The sequence below is a fragment of the Silvimonas sp. JCM 19000 genome (genome assembly GCF_054652575.1).
The window spans coordinates 50,557-70,087 of the sequence record NZ_BAAIHC010000018.1 but is presented as its reverse complement, the minus strand read 5'-3'; the positions used below and the strand labels follow the sequence as shown (position 1 = coordinate 70,087).

Below are 19,531 nucleotides of genomic sequence, written 5' to 3'. Positions count from 1 at the left end.
ATCACGCGTGCAGCGTGATCCCGCATCCACGATGTTATTTAGCCTTTGCCTTGGGCGTGGCCTTGCTGGCGGCCGCCTTGGGCTTGGCTTCGGCCTTGCTGGCGCCTGCCGGTTTCAGCGCGGCTGATTTGGTGGCGGCGGGCTTTGCGCTCGCCGCTTTGGCGCTGCTCGATTTTGCCGTCGCCGTTTTTGCGGTGCTGGCCTTGGTCGTGGCCGCTTTGGCCTTGGGCGCTGCCGCTTTGGTTTTGCTGGCCGTGGTTTTGGGGCTGCTGCTCGCGCTGGTGGACTCGGCGGCGGTCGCGGCGGCTGGCTTGGCGGCGGCCGATTTCGGCGCAGCTTTTTTTGCAGTCGCAGCTTTGGCCGTCGTCGCTTTGGCCGCGCCGGTTTTACTGGTGGCCGTCTTTGCGCTATCTGCTTTGGCCGTCACCGTTTTGCTGCTAGCGGCCTTGGTGGTGCTGGCCTTGGCGGTGCTGGCTTTGCTCGCACTGGCGGTTTTAGGGGCTGGGGCTTTCTTTGCAGTGGCGCTGGTCGCTGCAGCCGACTTCGCCGCCGTTTTTGCCGCCGGCTTTTCTGCCGCGGCGGTCGTGGTTTTGGCCTTGGATGCCGCTACTTTGGTTTTTGCGGCCGTCGATGCGCTTGCATCCGCTTTGGCGGCAGACTTGGGAACGGCCTTGCTACTTGCTTTGCTGGCTGGTTTTGCTGCCGCTTTGCTGGCCGGTTTTGCCGCTGCTTTGCTCGCGGTTTTCGGCGCGGCTTTGCTTGCTGGCGTTGCCGTGGTTGCGGCGCTGCTTGCGCTTGCTGCGGCCGACTCGGTGGCAGCGGCTTTAGGTTTCGCGGTTTTGGGTGTCGCGGTTTTGGCGCCGGTGGCCCGGGTGGCCTTGGGAGGAAGCTTGGCCGCAGCAACGATGCCAGGCGTAGTGGAAGTGGTTTTGCTGGTTGCGGAAGCCTTGGCCATGGTGGTCCTCATCAAGTGAATTCTGAGCATGTTTCTGCACAAAAATAGGCGGTGCCTGGGCCCGCGCCTACCAGACAACTCATTCGCGCCGCCAGACGGCGCATATCCACAGCCCCACAGGCCCATCGCCCACGAACCGCACGCCAGCTTTGCAAAGTCGCACCAGCGCCGCTGCGGATGCATTCAGCATAGCCGCTCTTGCGCGACATAAAAGTCTATGCGCCAGCTGCAATCAAATTGTGGTGTTTTCTGCCAGCGCCAACACGCCGGTTTCGCCAATCTGGCCATCGGCCGCATCGCTGCGCAACCACTGCGCTACAAAGTCGAGCAGCAAGAATTGCGCGTCGCGTTTTGCCGCGCGCACCGCGCATTCCCACACCACCAGCACGCGCCAGCCCAAGGCCTGCAGCGCGGCGATATCGCGTTGATCGCGTGCCTGGTTTTGCCGGATTTTGCCCATCCAGAATTCAGTACGTGTTTGCGGCACTTTGAAATAACGGCAGGCGTGACCGTGCCAGAAGCAACCGTGGATCAGCACCACGGCGTGGTGACGTGGCAGCACCAGGTCGGGCCGGCCGGGCAGGGTTTTGACATGCAGGCGATAACGCAATCCGCGCGCATGCAGGCCGTGGCGCAGGATCAATTCGGGGGACGTATTCTTGCCGCGTATGCCGGACATCATGCGGCTGCGGGTGGCGGCGTCCACCACGTCCACCATCACGCCACCACACGTTCCGGCACATCATCCAGCCACGGTCGCACCAGTCGCGCCACTTCGGCAAAGACCGGTACCACCACCGAATTGCCAAACTGTTTGTACGCCCGGGTATCCGAGCATGGAATGCGAAAACTATCCGGATATCCCATCAGCCGCGCGCATTCGCGCGGGGTCAACCGGCGTGGGTTACGCCCTGGGCCGGCATCCAGCAGAATCTCGGAGCCATCCTTGTAATAGCGCGCCGATAAAGTCCGCGTCACGCTGTGCGCGTTGACCAGGCCAAAGCCAAAACCATTGCCTTTGGCGCGATGTTTTTCGGCATACATCTGCAGATAGCGCCATAGCTTGTCGGTGAGGGTGTATCTGGGCTGCACCTGGCGCCGTGAGTGATCAAAAAAGCGATCCCCGTCGTGCGCCAGCAGCGGCTCGCTGCCGTCAGTGCGATGCAGGATGGCGCCCAGTTTGATGGCGCCTTTTTCCGGCAGGTCGAGCGCGTCCCAGCTAAACGGCACGGGATCGCGGAAGCCGACAATCACAATGCGTTCCCGATGCTGCGGCACCCAGTGCTGCCCATCCAGAATGCGGTAATGCACGTGGTAACCCAGCTCTTCACGCAGGGTCTGCAAGATGACGGCAAAGGTGCGGCCCTGATCATGCGAATGCAGATTCTTGACGTTCTCCAGCACAAAGGCTTTGGGCCGATGCGCCGCCAGAATGCGCGCGACATCAAAAAACAGCGTGCCCTGGGTGGCATCGGCAAAGCCGTGCGCGCGGCCGAGGGCGTTCTTTTTTGACACGCCGGCAATCGAGAAAGGCTGGCACGGAAAACCCGCCAACAGCACATCGTGCGCGGGCACGGCGGCCTCTTGCACTTGCGTGATATCGCCCGCCACGGCCTGCCCATCCGGGTAATTGGCGTGGTAGGTTTTTTGCGCGTAGGCGTCCCATTCGCTGGTAAACACGCACTGCCCGCCCGCGCCTTCAAAGGCCTGGCGCAGCCCGCCGATGCCGGCAAACAAATCGATAAAACGGAACTCATCGCCGCCGCCCGCGTAGGGCGTTTGCGCCAGCATCTGGCGTAACGCGGCGTCGACATAGGCTTTGGGTTTGCTCTCGCCATTGATCCAGCGCCCGACGGTGACCGGGTCTACGCCCAGTTGTTGCGCCACGGCGGGGCGGGAATAACGTTGCAGTACGTCGTGCAAGAGCGTGAGGGTGGGATGGGTCATGCAGCTTCCGGCGGGAATTTTTGCTGCATTATGCATGCAGTTATCCCGCCGAACCAAGCGCGGTGCGGCGTTGAGCCAGGCGTTTGCGCATGCGGTTGAGCGACATCAGCAAGGGCGAGCTCAGCACAATGGCATCGCCCATCAAGGGCACAAACAAGGTCAGGAACAATAATTTGCTGCGTTTGCTGGCCAGCGAACTGATGCCGTCTGGCAACGCAATCGGCCGATAAAATTCGCGCGTGCGCCCCAACAGGCCGCGCCGCTGCCGCGCGCTCTGGCTTTTAAGGCAGGCCAGGTAGCACACCAGCAACATCTCCAGCGCGGTGGTTTCGTACACCTTGCGTGGCATGCCCAGGCGTTGCACCCGCTGTTCCAGTTCGCGCAGAGAATCGAGCATGCGAAATTGCACTTCGGGGGCCGACCGCGAAAGCGAGCCCTCGCGTTTGCGATACCAGTACAGCGGCACATCAATCCACGCCACGCGCGGGCAGGCTTTGGCCAGCAAGGGCGCGACCACCGTGTCTTCGTAGATCAAGCCGTCAGGAAAAGGATGGGTGGCGTAGTGATGACGCGAGGCCACGCGGATGCAGGCAAAGTTGGGCAGGCGCGGCACTTTGCTCGGGGCCAGCCAACGCCAGGCATAGGGTGCGCCGCAATCGATCTGCGCATCGTGTTCAAACTGGCGGTAGCCAAAAATGACCATATCGGCTTGCGATTCCGCCTGGGTGCGCGCCACGAATTCCAGCAAGCGCGGGTCCACCACGTCGTCAGAATCAATCAGGATAATGTCATCGCCGCTGGCGGCAGCGATCCCGGTATTACGCGCATGCGACAAGCCTCGATTGGCTTGCTGGATCAGGCGGAAGCGCGGGTCTTGTGCGCAAAATGCGGCAGCCAGCAGCCCGCTGTCATCGGTGGACCCGTCATCCACCACAATGCATTCAAACTCAGTCCAGGATTGGGCTGCGATCGAACGCAGGCAAGCAAGCACATACGGCTCGACATTGTAGACGGGCACGACAACGGAATAGCGGATCGACGCTGCGGGAAGGGCCATGGTTGCTCACGCTGTAGTCGGGATCGACAAGATTATTATCAGTTTAGGCGTACATTACCTTACAACTGGCGTATTCCTCAATCGTGGATTGATGAATGTCTTATCGATCACAACGGGGCAGCGCTGCCCTCTTTTGCAGCACGATGCTCTGGCTTCTTGCGCACATAAACGGTCTTCTTGACCAGGGCCACGCGCTTGTTTTGCGCATCACGAATTTCCACGTCGAACTCGGCCAGATGTTTGTCGCCATCGGCGGTGGCAACACGGATTGCGTCGATCTGCGCCTGGTCCAGGCTAAAGCGCGCCCGCACCGTGCCACGGCCCGGCGCTTCAAAATCAATTTCGGCGCGCCGGTCCCACACGTAGTAATCGCGGCCCAGGATCTGCATCAACATGGCCATATACCAGGGATCGGTCATCGCATACAGGCTGCCGCCAAAGTGTGTGCGCATGATGTTGAGGTTGAGCCAGTACGAATGCATGGCGACATCGATGCGGCGAAAGTCCCTCGCCACATAGGTACAGCGGATACCGGCAAATAGAAACGGCGGCCACAGATTAATCAGAAAGCGCCACAGAAAAAGCTGCATGGTTCGGCTACCCCGTAGATACAAAGCAGTCGCGCAGTGTGCCCGCCGCCGGTGTGCACAGCGATCAGCAATCACCGCGACGCCCGTGTTTGAAACAGCGCGTTGGCTTAGCCGCCGGCCAGTTCGTCCGTTTTGGGATAGACGCGCACCAACAAAATCCGCGGGCCACGCATCTTTTTGATCACCAGGCTGAAGGCATCAAACTCGATGCGTTCGCCTTCATCCGGCACCCGGCCGGTCTGCAATTGCACCAGCCCCCCCACGGTATCGGCATCGCCACTTTCGATATCGACGCCTAGCGCGCGCTCCAGCGTAATCACCGGCAGATTGCCTTTGCCGATCATTGAGCCATCGTCGAGCATGGTCCAGTCGTCCTGGTTCTGCCGGAATTCGTCGCGGATTTCGCCGACCATGGCGCTGAGCAAGTTATCCATGGTGATAAAGCCTAGCGGTTCACCGTCGCCATAGGCCACGATGGCAAAGTGCGGCGCGCCGCGGCGCAAACGATCGAGCAGATCGCGCGCCATCAGCGTGGGCGGCACTACTTCGGCCGGGCGCACCAGCGGGTCGAGCGTGTTACCAAGCCGGCCATAGCGATTGGCCAGAAAAATGTCTTTGACGTGGACGATGCCCTCAACCTTGCCGACGTGATTGAGGTAGGGATAGCGGCTATACCGATGCTGCGCCATGCGGTCGAGATTGGCTTCGAGCGGCTCACGCGCATCAAGGCACACCGCTTCGCTGAACGGATGCATCAGGTCTGCTACATCCAGGGTGGGAAAGTCGAGCGATTGCGCCAGCACACGCCATTCTTTGCGGCTGCGTGACGCGTCGGGCTTGCTGCTGCGCAAGATCAGTTTGAGTTCGTCGGCTGAATAATCGCTGTCATGACCATGTTCCGGGTCCAGCCCGACCAGTTTGAGCACCAGCGACGCGCTGGTATTCAGCCCCCAGATTGCCGGATACATGGTCCAGTAAAACGCATACAGCGGCGGCGCAGTCCACAGGCCGATTTGTGCAGAGCGGCGGATGGCCAGCGATTTGGGCGCTAGTTCGCCCACCACGATATGCAGAAACGAGATGGTAAAAAACGCGATGGCAAAGGCAACACCACGAATCAGATCTTCGCTGGTAAAGCCCAGCGCGTGCATCAGCGGCTCGATCAGGCGCGCAAACGCGGGCTCACCCACCCAACCCAGGCCGAGCGAGGCCAAGGTAATGCCCAGCTGGCAGGCGGAGAGATAGGCATCGAGATTGCTATGGGTCTTTTCGAGGATGCGGCCGCGCCAGCCATAGATGCGGGCCATGGCCTTGACCTGAGTGGCGCGCAGTTTGACCAGGCCGAATTCGGCAGCCACAAAGAAACCGTTGAGGAACACCAGCGCAACGGCCAGCAACACTAACAGGAGACTACTGCTCATCAGGTCGGTGAAAGCGAAGGGGAATGGGGGTCACTCTAACATGCCGGCCCGTGCGTGAGCTGCATTGCGCATGGGGTGGGTCTCGACCCACCGTCCAAAGTGGCATAGCAAAGCGCTGTGGCCTAGCCTCGGCTTTGAATGGTGGGTCGAGACGGCGGCGCCGAGCCCCACTCTACGGATCGCGGGCAATCAACCGCTTTTTACTACGCCGCTGCGCATAGGGTGGGTCTCGACCCACCGTCCAAAGTGGCATAGCAAAGCGCTGTGGCCCAGCCTCGGCTTTGAATGGTGGGTCTAGACGGCGGCGCCGAGCCCCACTCTACGGATCGCGGGCAATCAACCGCTTTTTACTACGCCGCTGCGCATAGGGTGGGTCGAGACCCACCGTCCAAAGTGGCGTAGCAAAGCGTTGTGGCCCGGCCCTCGGCTTTGAATGGTGGGTCTAGACCCACCCTATGAACGCATTTGCGTTGGCGGTAAACGTGGGTGGAGCGGCGGGCCCCACCCCGTGGGTTAGTGGCCCAGCGCCAGTTCGAGGCTTGCGCGGTAGTGGCGCGCGGCTTCTTCGTGGCGGTCGAGCTGTTCCAGCAAGCTGGCCAGTTCGGCGTGCGCCAGTGCGGTTTTTTCGACGGCCAGGCAGGCTTCCAGGTAGTTCTGCGCTTTACCCCACAAGCTGCGTGCGTGGCACAAACGGCCCAGCGTCAGCAGCAGCTGGTAATCGTTGGGACGGGTGTGCAGCCAGGTTTCCGCCAGTTGCAGTTGCTGTACGCGCGCTTCGGCGGGCAGATGCAGACGGCCATAGCGTTCGACCAGCTCGGGCGACCACTGCAGCGCCAGTGCTTCTTCGATGATGCGGCGGGCGTCTTCCGGCGCATCGTGCGCCACCAGTTGGTCGACCATCGCCAACACAATCGCCGGCGCTTGTTTGTCGTCGGCGCTGAGCTTGCTCCACCACACTTTCAGCTCCGCCAGCGACATCGGCACACTGGACAGCAAAGACAGCTGCGCCTGGACGCGGATACGGCTCGCCTGGGCGGCGTCCAGCGCTTCGGAGCGCGACAACTGGTCCACCAGTTGCAGCACCGCTTGCGGATCGTCTTCGCGCTGGCGCAAACGCAATTCCAGCCGCATGGCCGCGGTCAGCTTGGGCGAAATCGCCCGCGCTTCGGCAATGGCGACATCGGCGTCGGCATAGCGGCGCTCATCCAGATACAGCTCGGCCATATTCATGGCCAGCGCCAGCTTTTGCGGGCCACCCAGCTTTTGCTTGAGATCGGCAAAGTGCTTGTCGCGGCGCGCAAAGTCGCGCATCGCATGGGCGGAACGCGCGGCCAGCAAACCGTTTACCGCAATCGCATCCTGCGCGGTGCTTAGCGCCAGCGCCTCGGCGGCCAGGCGTTCGGCGCGTTGATAGCGGCCTTCAAAAAACGCAATGCGCGCTTCGCGCTCCAGCTTGATCGAAGCATCCAGCCGCTGGCGTTCGCGATACTTGCGCACGCGCGTGGGCAAGCCGCCCAGCTCGGCCACCACGCGGGTGATCGCGTACACGATCACCACGGTGAGCACCACCAGCAGGATAAATACGTTGATGGAAATTTCGATGCGCCACGGCGGCACAAACAACAGCGCGTAACCGGTGTTGAGTTGCGCAAACAACGTCACACCGACCGCAAGCGCAAACAGCGCAACCAGCCAGATCAATATCTTCACGGCTTGGCCCTTTCCGCCACGGCCCGCGCATTACGCACGGCGGCCAGGCTGGTGTCGAGCGTGGGCAGCGTCAGCGTCAAAGACGCTTGCGCCAGCTGCTTCAGGCGCGCCTGCACTTCTTTGACGTTGGCCGCGCTGTTATCAAAATACTGTTGCAGATAGCTTTGCGCAGCGGCCAGGTCGGCGCTGTATGACTTCTGATCGTGGCGCAGCAAGGCGCTGCGCGCATCCAGCAAACGCAGCTTGATGTTCTCGCGCAAAAAGAAAGCCTGGTCCGGCGACAGCAGCACGGCGTCGGGCTTGTCCATGCGGCGGATGACGATCAGTTGCTTCAGCTCGTTCCAGACTTCGCTACCAAAGTCGCTGACTGCGCCGCGCGTGGCGGGCTGGTTGCCCGGCGGCACGATGGGATGGGTGTCGATGGCCAGCGGCAGACGGTCCAGCGTTTCCATCACGCTATCCAGTTGCGCGGTCATGCCGACGATATCGAGCGACGGCAGGGTTTTCAGCTTCTCGATATCTTTGCTGAGCACCTGGCGCACAGTGATGAGTTCGGGCTTGTTCAGCTCCAGCAGCTTCTGGTCGGCGCTGTTAAGCGCCACCAGCGCGGCGTCAACGCCCCCGGCCAGTTGCAGTTGCTGGCTGGCGGCGGTGAGCGTTTGTTCGATATCGGCCAGCGCGCGTTGGGTTTCGGTACGGGTGAGGCTGTCGTACAGATTGTTGAGCGTGGCCTGTTGGCCCTGCGCCTGCTGATCATGCGCGCTGAGCAGCGCCAGCTCTTGTTCCATCGTGCGCAACCGCGTTTGCGATGCGGTGAAGGCCGCTTGCGCTTCGTTGGCGCGCTGGGTTTGCACGGCCAGTTGCGCCGCCAGATGGTCTTTTAGCGCGGCGGTTTGCTGTTGCTCATAGATAAATGCGCCCGCAGCGGCGATCAGCGCCAGGCCACCCAGCACGAGTGCCACTTGCGGCGGGCCAAAGCGCCGGGGCGCGGTGTTCGGCGTAAAGGCAGCCGAGAGAGAATCTTGTTCCAGAGTCATGGCGTCCTGTTGAAATGACGGCACAGCGTGTTCACGATGCCTTGGTCCCCCGCTTCGGTCAGCACGTGCCGGCTGGCGCCATGGTGCGCCAGGACAGCGGCAATGCGCGGGTGTGGCGTGAAATACTGCATGGATTGTAGCCGCTGGACAAGCGCGGCTCCAGACTGCGTAAACAGGTAAGCCGCGGCTTCGGAGCTGGAAACGATGATGCCATCGCAACCGGCGTCCAGCAGACGCGCCAGTGTGGCGGCATCAAGCTGCGGTGGCAATCGGCGATAAGCCGACACGATATCGACCAGTGCCCGGCGAGCGATCAATGTTTGCGCCAGCAGTTCGCGCCCGCCATTGCCGCGCAAGATCAGCACGCGCTGGCCCTGGATCACATCAGGCGCAAAGGCGGCTTCGGCCAGCAGGCCTTCACTATCAAATTGCGTAGCCGGGCAGATGATCTGCTCGTCGCGCAAACCGAGTTCGCGCGCGCGGCGGGCGCTACCGGGGCCGACCACCGCCAACGGTACGTCGGCGGGCCAGGCTTGCTCCCCCAGCTGCGTAAACACGGCATCGAGCGCCGAGGGGCTGATGGCGATGGCCACGGCGTAGTCGCCCAATCGCGCCAGCGCCGCGTGCAAAGCCTGCGGGTCTTCCGGCGGCAGGATTTGCAGCAGCGGCAGGCGCACCGGGGTGGCTCCCGCTTGCTGCAACAGGTCGCACAGCGGGTCGGCCTGCGCTTGCGGCCGGGTAACCCACAGGCGGCGACCTTGCAGCGCCAACGACATCGCTTATTGGCCCAGCGTTTTAAGGATTTCGGCCGCGCCCTCGGTCAGCAGCAGATCGGCCACCTGGTTGCCCAGGCCATCGGCCGCCGCGCGCGAGCCATTGGCTTCGGCATAGACGATATCGCTGCCATCGGGGCTGGCGACAAAGCTGCGCAGGCGCAAAAAGCCATCATCATCTTCGGCAAACGCACCCAGCGGCACCTGGCAAGAACCGCCCAGGCGACGCGACACCGCGCGCTCGGCTTCCACACATGCGGCAGTGGCGGCGTGGTTCAGCGGGGCCAGCAACGCTTTCAGATCATCGCGGCTGGCCAGGATTTCGATGCCCAGCGCGCCTTGGCCCGGTGCGGGCAGGCTGTCTTCGGCACTCATCAGCGCGCGGATGCGCTCGCCCATCTCCAGGCGGATCAGGCCGGCGGCGGCGAGGATGATGGCGTCGTATTCGCCTTCGTCCAGTTTGCGCAGCCGCGTGTTGATATTGCCGCGCAACGGCTTGATGACCAGATGCGGAAAGCGTGCGCGCAGCTGGCTTTCACGGCGCAGGCTGGAGGTGCCCACCACCGCGCCGGCGGGCAAGTCGGCCACGGCGGCGTAGGTATTCGAGACGAAGGCGTCAAACGGCGATTCGCGCTCCGCCACGGCGGCCATGGCAAAACCTTCCGGCAGCACCATCGGCACATCTTTCATCGAGTGCACGGCCAGATCGGCGCGGCCATCCTGCAACGCGGTTTCGAGTTCTTTAACAAACAGGCCCTTGCCACCGATTTTGTTGAGGGTGACATCGAGAATGCGATCGCCCTGCGTGGTCATACCCAGCAGCTCAACCGTCAGGCCGGGGTACAGCGCCAGCAGACGGTCGCGGATATGGTGGGCTTGCCACAGCGCCAGCGGGCTTTCACGCGTGGCGATGACGAGACGGGTAGGAGCGGTAGTGGTCATCTTTTCAAATCACAGAGTTATGGGGTGGGTCCGGACGGGGGCGCCTGGTCCCACCGTTCAAAGCCATGGGCACATGGCGCAGCACGGCCCCAGGTTTGAACGCCGTAAGGAATTCATAGCAACCGCCACAGCACAGGCATGCGCCTTTGAGTGGTGGGTCGAGACCCACCCTATGGGTCAGTGGGCTTGATCCCAGTTAAGGCCGATGCCGACATCGGCCACCAACGGTACCTTCAGCGCCGCCACGTCGGCCATGATCTTGGGCAATTGTTCCTGCACCAGCGCCACTTCGGCATCGGGCACTTCCAGTATCAGTTCATCGTGCACCTGCAACACCAGGCGGCTGCTGAGCGTGCCGCTGCTCAGCCAGTCGTTGGTGGCCAGCATCGCCAGTTTGATCAGGTCGGCGGCGGTGCCTTGCATCGGCGCGTTGATCGCGGCGCGTTCGGCCCCGGCGCGTTGCATCGGGTTGGCGGCCTTGATGGTGGGCAGCCACAGCTTGCGGCCGAACACGGTTTCGACAAAGCCGCGCTGCCGCGCTTCGGCGCGGGTGCGTTCCATATATGCGGCCACACCGGGAAAACGCCCAAAGTAACGGTCGATATAGTTCTGCGCGGCGCTGCGTTCAATTTCCAGCGATTGCGCCAGGCCAAAGGCGCTCATGCCGTAGATCAGACCAAAGTTGATGGTCTTGGCATAACGGCGCTGTTCCGGCGACACCTCGATCGGCATCACGCTGAATACTTCGGCGGCGGTGGCGCGGTGTACGTCCATGCCTTCCTGGAACGCCTTCAGCAGCGCTTCATCGCCCGACAGATGCGCCATGATGCGCAACTCAATCTGCGAATAATCGGCCGAGATAATCTTGTGCCCCGGCGGCGCAATAAACGCCTCGCGAATGCGCCGGCCTTCGGCGGTGCGGATCGGGATGTTCTGCAGATTGGGGTCGCTGGAACTCAGCCGCCCCGTCACCGCCACGGTCTGGTTAAAGCTGGTGTGCACGCGGCCGGTAGCCGGGTTGAGCATGCTGCCCAGCTTGTCGGTATAGGTGGATTTCAGCTTGGACAGGCTGCGATGTTCCAGCAGCACTTTGGGCAGCGGAAAATCCTTGGCCAGTTCTTGCAGCACATCTTCATCGGTGGACGGCGCGCCTTTCGGCGTTTTTTTGGTCACCGGCAGGCCGAGCTTTTCAAAAAAGATTTCGCCAATCTGCTTGGGACTGCCCAGGTTGAACGGCATGCCAGCCAGTTCGTAGGCTTGCTGTTCCAGCGAGATCAAGCGCAAGCCCAGCTCATGGCTTTGCTTGCTGAGCAATTGCGCATCCAGCAGCACGCCGGTGCGTTCCATCTGGAACAACACATCGCGCACCGGCAATTCGATATCGCGATACAGCGCTTCCAGCCGCGGTTCTTGCGCCAGTCGTTCTTGCAGCGCGGCGGCCAGGCGCAGCGCGATATCGGCATCCTCGGCGGCGTAATCGGTGGCTTGTTCGATGGCGACTTCATCAAAGCCGATCTGCTTGGCGCCTTTGCCGCACAGATCTTCATATTTGATGGTGGTTTCGCCCAGTTCGCGCTCGGCCTGGTCGTCCAGATTGTGGCGTTCGTGGCTGGCCAGCACATAGGACATCAACAGCGTGTCATCGGCCACGCCGCGTAGCGTGATGCCGTGGTTGGCAAACACGTGCTGATCGTATTTAAGGTTCTGCCCCAGCTTTTTGTGGGTGGGCGATTCCAGCCACGGTTTGAGTTGCGCCAGTGTTTCATCAAACGGCAACTGGTCGGCGGCGGCGGTGCCCCGGTGCGCCAGCGGTAGATAGGCGGCCTGGCCCGGCGCAATCGCAATCGAAATGCCGACGATGCGCGCGCGCAGCGGATCAAGGCTGGTGGTTTCGGTATCCACCGACACCACGTCGGCATCGTGGATTCTGGTCAGCCAGGCGGCCAGTTGTTCGGGCGTGCGGATGGCCTCGTAATGGCGCTCCACCTTGCTGACCGGCGCGGCCACGGCTTCGGTGCCCGGCAATACGCCCGCGCCATCAGCGATGCGGGTTTCGGCCTCGCGCAGCCAGGTGCGGAAGTTGTAGCGGCGGAACATTTCCAGCAGCGTGTGCCAGTCTTCGTGCGTGGGGGCCAGGTCGAGCAGCTGGTTGGGCAGTTCCTGGGTCAGGTCGACATCGCATTTGATGGTGACCAGGCTGCGGCCGGTGGGCAGCCACGCCAGCGTATCGCGCAGGTTTTGCCCGACCACGCCGCCGATCTTGTCGGCATTGGCCACCAGGTTATCCAGCGTCTGATATTCGGCCAGCCATTTGGCTGCGGTCTTGGGGCCGCATTTGGGCACGCCGGGCACGTTGTCGACGGTATCGCCCACCAGCGTCAGATAATCGACGATCTGATCGGGCCGCACGCCAAACTTGGCCAGCACACCGGCTTCGTCCAGCACTTCTTCGGTCATGCTGTTTTCGATGCGTACGCAACCGTTAACCAGCTGCGCCATATCCTTGTCACCGGTGGAGAGGATAGTTTCGATACCCTGGGTGCAGGCCACCAGCGCCAGCGTGCCGATGACGTCATCGGCCTCAACGCCATCCACGCACAGAATCGGCACGCCAAACGCGCGCACGGCGGCATGGATGGGCTCCACTTGCGAGCGCAGTTCGTCCGGCATCGGCGGGCGCTGGGCTTTGTATTCGGGGTAGATATCGTCGCGGAACGTTTTGCCTTTGGCGTCAAACACGCAGGCGATGTAATCGGCTGGCGTGGTCTGGCGCAGTTTGCGCAGCATGTTCACAAAGCCGTAGATGGCGTTGGTGGGCGTGCCATCGGGGGCCGACAGTTCGCGGATCGCATGAAAAGCGCGGTACAGATAAGACGAACCGTCAATGAGCAAAAGCCTGGGCATCAGGGCAAACCCTCTTATACTGGAAACCGGACGACGCCCTCGCCGCCCGGCTTTATTCACAAACATCAAAAGATACGATCATGAGCTTGAAAGACAAGCTGCCGCAGTATTCTGACCCGTCCACGGCCACAGAAGACCTGCAGCAATGGCGCACCCGCGAGTCGTGGCGCGTGTTTGAAATCATGGCGGAATTTGTTGAAGCCACCGAACGGTTACAGCCGATCCAGCCCGCTGTTTCGATCTTTGGCTCGGCCCGTACGCCGGTGAGCCACCCGTATTATAAGCTGACCGAACAACTGGCCCGCTTGTTATCTGATGCCGGCTTTGCGGTGATCTCGGGCGGTGGCCCTGGCATTATGGAAGCGGCTAACAAAGGCGCGTTTGAGGGCAAGAGCCCATCGGTGGGTTTGAATATCCAGTTGCCGCATGAGCAAAGCGGCAATCCGTATCAGGACATCAGCCAGAGCTTTCGTCACTTTTTTGCGCGCAAGGTGATGTTTGTCAAACACGCCACGGCTTATGTGGTGATGCCCGGTGGCTTTGGCACGCTGGACGAGCTAAGCGAAGCGCTGACGCTGATCCAGACTGGCAAGACTCGCAAGATTCCGGTGATTCTGATGGGCAGCAGTTTCTGGGGCGGTATGGTCGAGTGGTTTAAAACCACGCTGGTTAACGAAGGCATGATTGCCGCCCACGATATGAACCTGATCCAGGTGATCGACGAGCCAGAACAAGTCGTTAACGCCATTTTTGATTTTTATGAGACGCGTGGTTTTGAAATGTCGCCCGCCGAACGCGAGATGCAGTTCTCGCTCTAAGCGACGATGGACTCCGCGGATCGGACCAGCGTAATCCGCACCGCGTCTTTAACCGTTATTTGCAGAGCACCCACAACAAAAAAGTGCCCAAGGAGAAACGCTCATGCGCCCCCTCATCAAATTAGTCCCCCTGCTGGCTTTGCTGGCGGGTTTTGCCCAGGCCGCGGCCCCCAGCAACGGCAAGACTGAACCCGAAGCGCCACCGCCGCCGCCGATGCCCGCCACCGACAGCCCGGTGCAGGCCGCCGAACAACCCGAAGTGCGCATCATTGAAAAACCCGATTCCACCGTTACCGAATATCGTATGCACGGCAAGCTGTACATGATGAAAGTAACGCCCAAGGTGGGCGCGCCGTATTACATGGTCGACCGGGAAGGCAACGGCCGTTTTAGTGAATCAGGCGATCTGGGCGGTGACAACCTGGCGCCGCCGCGCTGGGTTCTGGTTGAATTCTGATAGCGGGTTTGAAACAATGCCGGCGGGCAACCCCGGCATTGCCTTATCAGGTCAGCCCCAGCCATCCGCTGGCGCCCCTTCCCCAAGCCTGTCATGAGCGGCGCGGTCAGCCCCGGGGTCTCGTGGTTCAATCCGTTTGCACTACCGGTCAGTAGCGCCGCAACTCCAGGCACAGGTTTACAGCATGTCCGTTTTTACCACCGTAACGCCCGACGATCTGGCGCCGTTTTTAAAGCGTTATTACATCGGGCAATTGGTTGACCTTAAAGGCATTGCTGCCGGGATTACCAATACCAATTACTTTGTGACCACCACCCATGGTCGCTATGTGCTGACTTTGTTTGAAGCCCTGCAAAGCAGCGACCTGCCTTACTACGTCAATCTGACCGCGCATCTGGCGCATCACGGCATTGCGGTGGCGGCGCCCATTGCCAATATCGACGACCAATACACCGACACGCTGAATGGTCGCCCCACCCTGCTGGTGCCCTGTCTGCCTGGCACCGTGGTGGATGAGCCCAATGTGGCGCAATGCGCGCAAGTGGGTGAGATGCTGGCGCAAATGCATCTGGCCAGCCGCAGCTATCCGGCGCACATGCCCAATCCGCGCGGCGTGCAATGGTGGGCCGATACCGCCGCCGAAGTCATGCAATACCTGGACGCCGACACCGCCGCGCGCTTGCAGGCCGAAGTGGATCTGCAATTGCGCCAGGACTATACAACGCTGCCGCAAGGCGTCATCCACGCCGATCTGTTCCGCGACAATGTGCTGCTGGATGGCGACCGCATCGGTGGTTTCATCGATTTCTATTACGCCTGCAACGACGCGCTGCTGTACGACCTGGCGATTGCGCTTAACGACTGGTGCCGCACAGACGATGGCGATATCGACCGCGCGCGCGCCGAGGCGATGCTGCAGGCCTACCAGAGCGTGCGCCCGCTGGAAGCCAACGAATTTGCGGCATGGCCGGTGATTTTGCGCGGCGCGGCACTACGCTTCTGGACTTCGCGCTTGCTCGACTTTTACAAGCCCGCCACCGGCGAAATGACCTACGCCAAAGATCCGGCGCAATACGAACGGGTGATTACGCACCACGCCCAGCGCCAGGATTTCTGGCTGGTGCCGGCGCCGGTCTGACCGGCTGAACCCCACGACGGCAGCTACAGTGATGTAGCTGCCGTTGGCTTTTGCTGTAGCCGCTTTTGCGGTTGACCGATAACCCCGCTTCGAGCCTGCCATGACCGATCTGCTGCACGCCTTGTCCGAAATCCTCGACCCCGCCGGCATCCTGACTGGCGCGGCCACCGAGGGTTATATGATCGACGGCCGCCGCCGATATCACGGCCGCAATCTGGCGGTGCTGCGCCCGCGCAATACCGAAGAAGTGGCCGCCATCGTCAAACTATGCGCAGCGCATGGCGTGCCCATGGTGCCGCAGGGCGGTAACACCAGCCTGTGCGGCGCGGCCACGCCCGACGAAAGCGGCCACGCCGTGGTGATCGCGCTGGAACGCATGAACCGCGTGCTGGACGTGGATGTAGGCAACAACACCATTACCGCCGAAGCGGGCGCCATCATCGCCGATCTGCAAAACGCCGCGCGCGAGGCCGACCGTCTGTTTGCCGCCGATTGGGGCGCCAAAGGTTCGGCCCGCGTGGGCGGTGCGCTGGGCACCAACGCGGGCGGGCTTAATGTGCTGCGCTACGGCAATATGCGCGATCTGACGCTGGGCCTGGAGGTGGTGCTGGCCGATGGCCGCATCTGGAATGGCCTGCGCGGTTTGCGCAAAGACAATACTGGTTACGACCTCAAGCAATTGTTTATTGCGGGCGAAGGCTCACTCGGGATTATTACGCGCGCTACTTTCAAACTGTTTCCGCTGCCCACGGCGCAGGCCACGGCGCTGGTGCCGGTGGCCAATCCGCAAGGCGCGGTGGATTTGCTGCGCGGCTTGCAGCATCGGCTGGGCGATCGTGTTACGTCATTTGAATTGCTGTCGCGCCGCTGCTGGCAATTGCTGGCGCAATATTGCCCCGAATTGCCCAAGCCGTTTGCCGAGCTGCCCGAATGGAGCGTGCTGGCCGAGGTGTCCGATGGCGGCACCGATGACGATCTGCTGACGCGCTTTGGCGTAGCCCTGCTGGACGAAGGTGCGGACGAGGCGCTGATTGCCACCTCGCGTAGCGACGCCGCCGATTTCTGGGCGCTGCGTGAGGCGGTGCCCGAGGCGCAGAAGCGCAAAGGCGTCAGCATCAAACAGGATATTGGCGTGCCGACCTCGGCGTTTCCGCAGTTTCTGCAAGAAGCCGAAGCCGCGCTGCACGCCGCCCTACCTGGCGCGGATATCATTGCGTTTGGCCATCTGGGCGACGGCAATCTGCATTACAACGTGTTTCTTGATGACGTGACCAACGCCGCGTATCAGCACGAGCCGCGCATCAATGAAGTGGTGTACGAGATCGTGCAGCGCCACGGCGGCACCATTTCGGCCGAACATGGCATCGGCCAGCTCAAGCGTGATCTGCTGCCGCAATACCGTAGCGACGTGGAGCTGGATTTGATGCGCACCATCAAACACGCACTTGATCCGCACAAGCTGATGAACCCAGGCAAACTGCTGGCGGGTTGAGCATTCCCGCACCGATTGTTTATGCCGTCGCCAAGCCCACAAAGCCAGCGGCGGCCCGTGTAACCCCACCCAGGCACACCACCATGCTGACGATTTCCACCGCATTTGATTCCGGCGCGATTGACGTAATTTCGCTGGAAGACCCGTCCCATATCCGTCTAAACCTGCGCGCCGATAACGCGGCGCCGCTGCGCCAGTGGTTTCATTTCCGCCTGGCGGGCACGGCGTTTCGCGAATGCGTGATGCATATCGAAAACGCCGGGCAATCAGCGTATCCGGGCGGCTGGACTGATTACGCGGCGCGCGCCTCGTACGACGGCGTGGAGTGGTTTACCGTGCCCACCAGTTATGAAAATGGCGTGCTGACCATCCGCCATCAGCCGCAACGCGATTCGGTGTATTACGCCTACTTTGAGCCGTATTCGTTTGAGCGCCATCTGCAAACGCTGGGCCATGCGCAAGTGACCGGCGAAGCCGTGGTGCAAGAGCTGGGCCAGACCGTGGATGGCCGTCCGCTGGACCTGCTGCGCGTGGGTACGCCCGCTGCGGGCAAGAAAAAAATCTGGATCATCGCGCGCCAGCATCCGGGCGAGACCATGGCCGAGTGGTTTGCCGAAGGTCTGGTCAGCGCCCTGCTGGATCCGCATCATGCCGTCGCGCGCAAATTGCTGACCGAAGCGGTGTTCTACATCGTGCCCAATATGAATCCGGACGGCAGTGTACGCGGCAATCTGCGCACCAATGCAGCGGGCACCAACCTCAACCGTGCCTGGTTTGCCCCCAGCATCGAAACCAGCCCCGAGGTACTGCTGGTGCGCAATGCCATGGAACAGACCGGCGTGGATGCCTTCCTCGATGTGCATGGCGACGAATCGATTCCGCATAACTTTGTGGCGGGTTGTCAGGACAATCCTTCGTTCTCGGAACGCCAACGCGCGCTGAGCGCCACCTTCAAAGCCGCCTGGCTTGCTGCCAGCCCGGACTTCCAGGTCGAGCACGGTTATGGCGACGGCCGCTTTGGCCCGGAAACGCTGACCATGGCCACCAACTGGGTGGGCGATCGCTTTGATTGCCTGGCGTTCACCATCGAGATGCCGTTTAAAGACACCGCCAACCTGCCGGTGCCTGATGTGGGCTGGAATGGCGAACGCAGCGCACAGTTTGGCGTATCGGTGCTGACGCCGCTGCTGGCGGTGGTGCGCGATCTACGCTGAGTTTGATCGACACCGTGGCGCCGGGCTTGCTGCCGAGCGCCAGTTTGCCCGGCCTGCGGAGTGCTTCCGCCGCCGGGCTTTTTGTTGCGTGTGAGCGCTTAAGCTGATGCTCGTTATCGGCATTTAAGGTGGGGAGCGGACGAGATGCAGATGGATGCGTTGGCACGCTTTGCGGCGGCCTTGGTCGCGAAACCGGTGGCCGTCGCGCCCTTGGTCGAGGGCTTTTATGCACGGCTGTATCTCGCTAGCGCGACCGATGGCCCCGTGTGCGTGCTCAAGGTATTCAAGCAGCGCGGTCATCGCCAGGCCGAGATCGACGCACTGGCGCGCTTGGCTGCTTGCTCGGTGGCGCCATTGCCCGGCGTCATCGGACAGGGTTCGGTCGAAACGCATGAGGTGTTGGCATTGAGCTGGCTGCCCGGCATTAACCCGGACCAGTTGACTGAGCCCACCGCGCGCATCCGCTTTAACGCCGACGCGACTGCGGCGTTAGCGCAATGGCATGGGCAATCAGCCACTTATTTTGAGGACGTGGATGGCGCGCGCTATGCCACCTTTACGGATGCGTATGCCGCGTTTGTGGCGGCGCGGCAGGCGTGGCTGGCCGCACATCCGGAAAAAACGGCAGCTTGGTTGGCCGCTGCGGTGGCCCACGCCTGGCGGCGAGCTCGGCCGTTGCTGGATGCGCTGGCCGACGATACCCCCAGCCTGATTCATGACGATCCGCATCCGGGTAATTTTCTGGCCGATGCCCAGACTGGCGCATTAACGGCAGTGCTGGACCCGGGCCGTAGCCGCTTTAGCCATCGTGAGCTGGATGTGTTTCATCTGGCCGATGGCGGGCCGCAGCTGGGTCTATACGACGCTTATCTGGCGAGCTATCCCCTGCACGCGGGCTATGCGACGCGGCGGCTGTTATTCAGCGTGCTGGACGATGTCTGGCATATCGAGCGCGCAGACTGGTTTGATGAAGCGTGGATGCAGCGCAAGCTGGGCGCGCTGGATGCCGCATTAACCGCGGCTGGCCGGTGACAATAGTGCGGGGCCGGGCGGCGACTGGCGTGTGCTGATGCGGC

The 19,531-nt window shown here is 61.8% G+C and carries 17 protein-coding genes; 7 read left to right on the top strand and 10 right to left on the bottom strand.

The genetic code is table 11. From position 1 onward, the window contains the following. The first annotated feature begins 14 nt into the window (after positions 1-14). Positions 15-974 carry a hypothetical protein gene (locus ACYQ1A_RS15585; RefSeq protein ID WP_499363417.1) on the top strand — a complete coding sequence of 320 codons (960 nt, stop codon included), beginning with the start codon at positions 15-17 and terminating at the stop codon, positions 972-974. 213 nt (positions 975-1,187) lie between these two features. On the opposite strand, the gene ACYQ1A_RS15580 is transcribed toward ACYQ1A_RS15585, so the two are convergent. The 10 genes from ACYQ1A_RS15580 to polA all read right to left on the bottom strand — a co-directional run bounded on the left by ACYQ1A_RS15580 (position 1,188) and on the right by polA (position 13,336). Next, positions 1,188-1,673 carry a very short patch repair endonuclease gene (locus tag ACYQ1A_RS15580; RefSeq protein WP_062224443.1) on the bottom strand — a complete coding sequence of 162 codons (486 nt, stop codon included), beginning with the start codon at positions 1,671-1,673 and terminating at the stop codon, positions 1,188-1,190. Then, positions 1,673-2,746, bottom strand: a complete 1,074-nt coding sequence (dcm, locus tag ACYQ1A_RS15575; protein ID WP_499363456.1) for a DNA (cytosine-5-)-methyltransferase — start codon at positions 2,744-2,746, stop codon at positions 1,673-1,675. The genes ACYQ1A_RS15580 and dcm overlap by 1 nt, the downstream gene beginning before the upstream one ends. Before the next feature lie 196 nt (positions 2,747-2,942). Then, positions 2,943-3,959 (bottom strand): glycosyltransferase family 2 protein, encoded by a 1,017-nt coding sequence (locus tag ACYQ1A_RS15570; RefSeq protein WP_499363415.1) that lies wholly within the window; start codon positions 3,957-3,959, stop codon positions 2,943-2,945. 107 nt (positions 3,960-4,066) lie between these two features. Beyond that, on the bottom strand, positions 4,067-4,549 hold the full coding sequence (locus ACYQ1A_RS15565) for a DUF4442 domain-containing protein (protein ID WP_499363413.1): 483 nt from the start codon (positions 4,547-4,549) through the stop codon (positions 4,067-4,069). Positions 4,550-4,656: 107 nt separating this feature from the next. Next, positions 4,657-5,970 carry a hemolysin family protein gene (locus tag ACYQ1A_RS15560; RefSeq protein ID WP_499363412.1) on the bottom strand — a complete coding sequence of 438 codons (1,314 nt, stop codon included), beginning with the start codon at positions 5,968-5,970 and terminating at the stop codon, positions 4,657-4,659. Positions 5,971-6,483: 513 nt separating this feature from the next. Then, entirely contained in the window at positions 6,484-7,680 is a 1,197-nt protein-coding gene (locus ACYQ1A_RS15555; protein WP_499363411.1) for a heme biosynthesis HemY N-terminal domain-containing protein, read from the bottom strand. Next, positions 7,677-8,717, bottom strand: coding sequence for a uroporphyrinogen-III C-methyltransferase (locus ACYQ1A_RS15550; protein ID WP_499363409.1), 1,041 nt, complete (start codon positions 8,715-8,717; stop codon positions 7,677-7,679). The genes ACYQ1A_RS15555 and ACYQ1A_RS15550 overlap by 4 nt, the downstream gene beginning before the upstream one ends. Then, on the bottom strand, positions 8,714-9,493 hold the full coding sequence (locus ACYQ1A_RS15545) for a uroporphyrinogen-III synthase (RefSeq protein WP_499363407.1): 780 nt from the start codon (positions 9,491-9,493) through the stop codon (positions 8,714-8,716). Before ACYQ1A_RS15545 ends, ACYQ1A_RS15550 begins: the two co-directional genes overlap by 4 nt. A gap of 3 nt (positions 9,494-9,496) precedes the next feature. Beyond that, positions 9,497-10,432: a hydroxymethylbilane synthase gene (hemC, locus tag ACYQ1A_RS15540; protein ID WP_499363405.1), complete on the bottom strand. Its 936-nt coding sequence runs from the start codon at positions 10,430-10,432 to the stop codon at positions 9,497-9,499. Between the two features lie 177 nt (positions 10,433-10,609). Continuing rightward, entirely contained in the window at positions 10,610-13,336 is a 2,727-nt protein-coding gene (polA, locus tag ACYQ1A_RS15535; RefSeq protein ID WP_499363403.1) for a DNA polymerase I, read from the bottom strand. Positions 13,337-13,416: 80 nt separating this feature from the next. Between polA and ACYQ1A_RS15530 the strand changes: the two genes are divergently transcribed. From ACYQ1A_RS15530 to ACYQ1A_RS15505, 6 genes are all read left to right on the top strand, one after another. Further along, the gene (locus ACYQ1A_RS15530; RefSeq protein WP_499363401.1) at positions 13,417-14,154 is read left to right on the top strand and encodes an LOG family protein; all 738 of its coding nucleotides are present in this window, start codon (positions 13,417-13,419) and stop codon (positions 14,152-14,154) included. Positions 14,155-14,257: 103 nt separating this feature from the next. Then, positions 14,258-14,611: a DUF2782 domain-containing protein gene (locus ACYQ1A_RS15525; protein ID WP_499363399.1), complete on the top strand. Its 354-nt coding sequence runs from the start codon at positions 14,258-14,260 to the stop codon at positions 14,609-14,611. A 184-nt stretch (positions 14,612-14,795) separates the two neighbouring features. Further along, the gene (locus ACYQ1A_RS15520; protein WP_499363398.1) at positions 14,796-15,749 is read left to right on the top strand and encodes a homoserine kinase; all 954 of its coding nucleotides are present in this window, start codon (positions 14,796-14,798) and stop codon (positions 15,747-15,749) included. Between the two features lie 100 nt (positions 15,750-15,849). Continuing rightward, the gene (locus ACYQ1A_RS15515; protein WP_499363396.1) at positions 15,850-17,241 is read left to right on the top strand and encodes an FAD-binding oxidoreductase; all 1,392 of its coding nucleotides are present in this window, start codon (positions 15,850-15,852) and stop codon (positions 17,239-17,241) included. A gap of 83 nt (positions 17,242-17,324) precedes the next feature. Continuing rightward, complete coding sequence (locus ACYQ1A_RS15510) at positions 17,325-18,455, top strand: M14 family metallopeptidase (RefSeq protein ID WP_062225406.1); 1,131 nt, start codon at positions 17,325-17,327, stop codon at positions 18,453-18,455. Between the two features lie 150 nt (positions 18,456-18,605). Further along, a complete protein-coding gene (locus ACYQ1A_RS15505) occupies positions 18,606-19,487 on the top strand; it encodes a phosphotransferase (protein WP_499363394.1) in 882 nt (293 codons plus the stop codon). The last annotated feature ends 44 nt before the right edge of the window (positions 19,488-19,531 follow it).

Excerpts from the sequence above, each read along its gene's own strand:
- dcm (WP_499363456.1), bottom strand. The coding sequence starts at position 2,746 with ATGCTGGCGCAAACGCCCTACGCGGGCGGCGGCGATGAGTTCCGTTTT.
- ACYQ1A_RS15570 (WP_499363415.1), bottom strand. The coding sequence starts at position 3,959 with ATGGCCCTTCCCGCAGCGTCGATCCGCTATTCCGTTGTCGTGCCCGTC.
- ACYQ1A_RS15550 (WP_499363409.1), bottom strand. The coding sequence starts at position 8,717 with ATGACTCTGGAACAAGATTCTCTCTCGGCTGCCTTTACGCCGAACACC.
- ACYQ1A_RS15530 (WP_499363401.1), top strand. The coding sequence starts at position 13,417 with ATGAGCTTGAAAGACAAGCTGCCGCAGTATTCTGACCCGTCCACGGCC.
- ACYQ1A_RS15520 (WP_499363398.1), top strand. The coding sequence starts at position 14,796 with ATGTCCGTTTTTACCACCGTAACGCCCGACGATCTGGCGCCGTTTTTA.
- ACYQ1A_RS15580 (WP_062224443.1), bottom strand. The coding sequence starts at position 1,673 with ATGGTGGACGTGGTGGACGCCGCCACCCGCAGCCGCATGATGTCCGGC.
- polA (WP_499363403.1), bottom strand. The coding sequence starts at position 13,336 with ATGCCCAGGCTTTTGCTCATTGACGGTTCGTCTTATCTGTACCGCGCT.
- hemC (WP_499363405.1), bottom strand. The coding sequence starts at position 10,432 with ATGACCACTACCGCTCCTACCCGTCTCGTCATCGCCACGCGTGAAAGC.
- ACYQ1A_RS15545 (WP_499363407.1), bottom strand. The coding sequence starts at position 9,493 with ATGTCGTTGGCGCTGCAAGGTCGCCGCCTGTGGGTTACCCGGCCGCAA.
- ACYQ1A_RS15515 (WP_499363396.1), top strand. The coding sequence starts at position 15,850 with ATGACCGATCTGCTGCACGCCTTGTCCGAAATCCTCGACCCCGCCGGC.
- ACYQ1A_RS15560 (WP_499363412.1), bottom strand. The coding sequence starts at position 5,970 with ATGAGCAGTAGTCTCCTGTTAGTGTTGCTGGCCGTTGCGCTGGTGTTC.
- ACYQ1A_RS15505 (WP_499363394.1), top strand. The coding sequence starts at position 18,606 with ATGGATGCGTTGGCACGCTTTGCGGCGGCCTTGGTCGCGAAACCGGTG.
- ACYQ1A_RS15565 (WP_499363413.1), bottom strand. The coding sequence starts at position 4,549 with ATGCAGCTTTTTCTGTGGCGCTTTCTGATTAATCTGTGGCCGCCGTTT.
- ACYQ1A_RS15525 (WP_499363399.1), top strand. The coding sequence starts at position 14,258 with ATGCGCCCCCTCATCAAATTAGTCCCCCTGCTGGCTTTGCTGGCGGGT.
- ACYQ1A_RS15510 (WP_062225406.1), top strand. The coding sequence starts at position 17,325 with ATGCTGACGATTTCCACCGCATTTGATTCCGGCGCGATTGACGTAATT.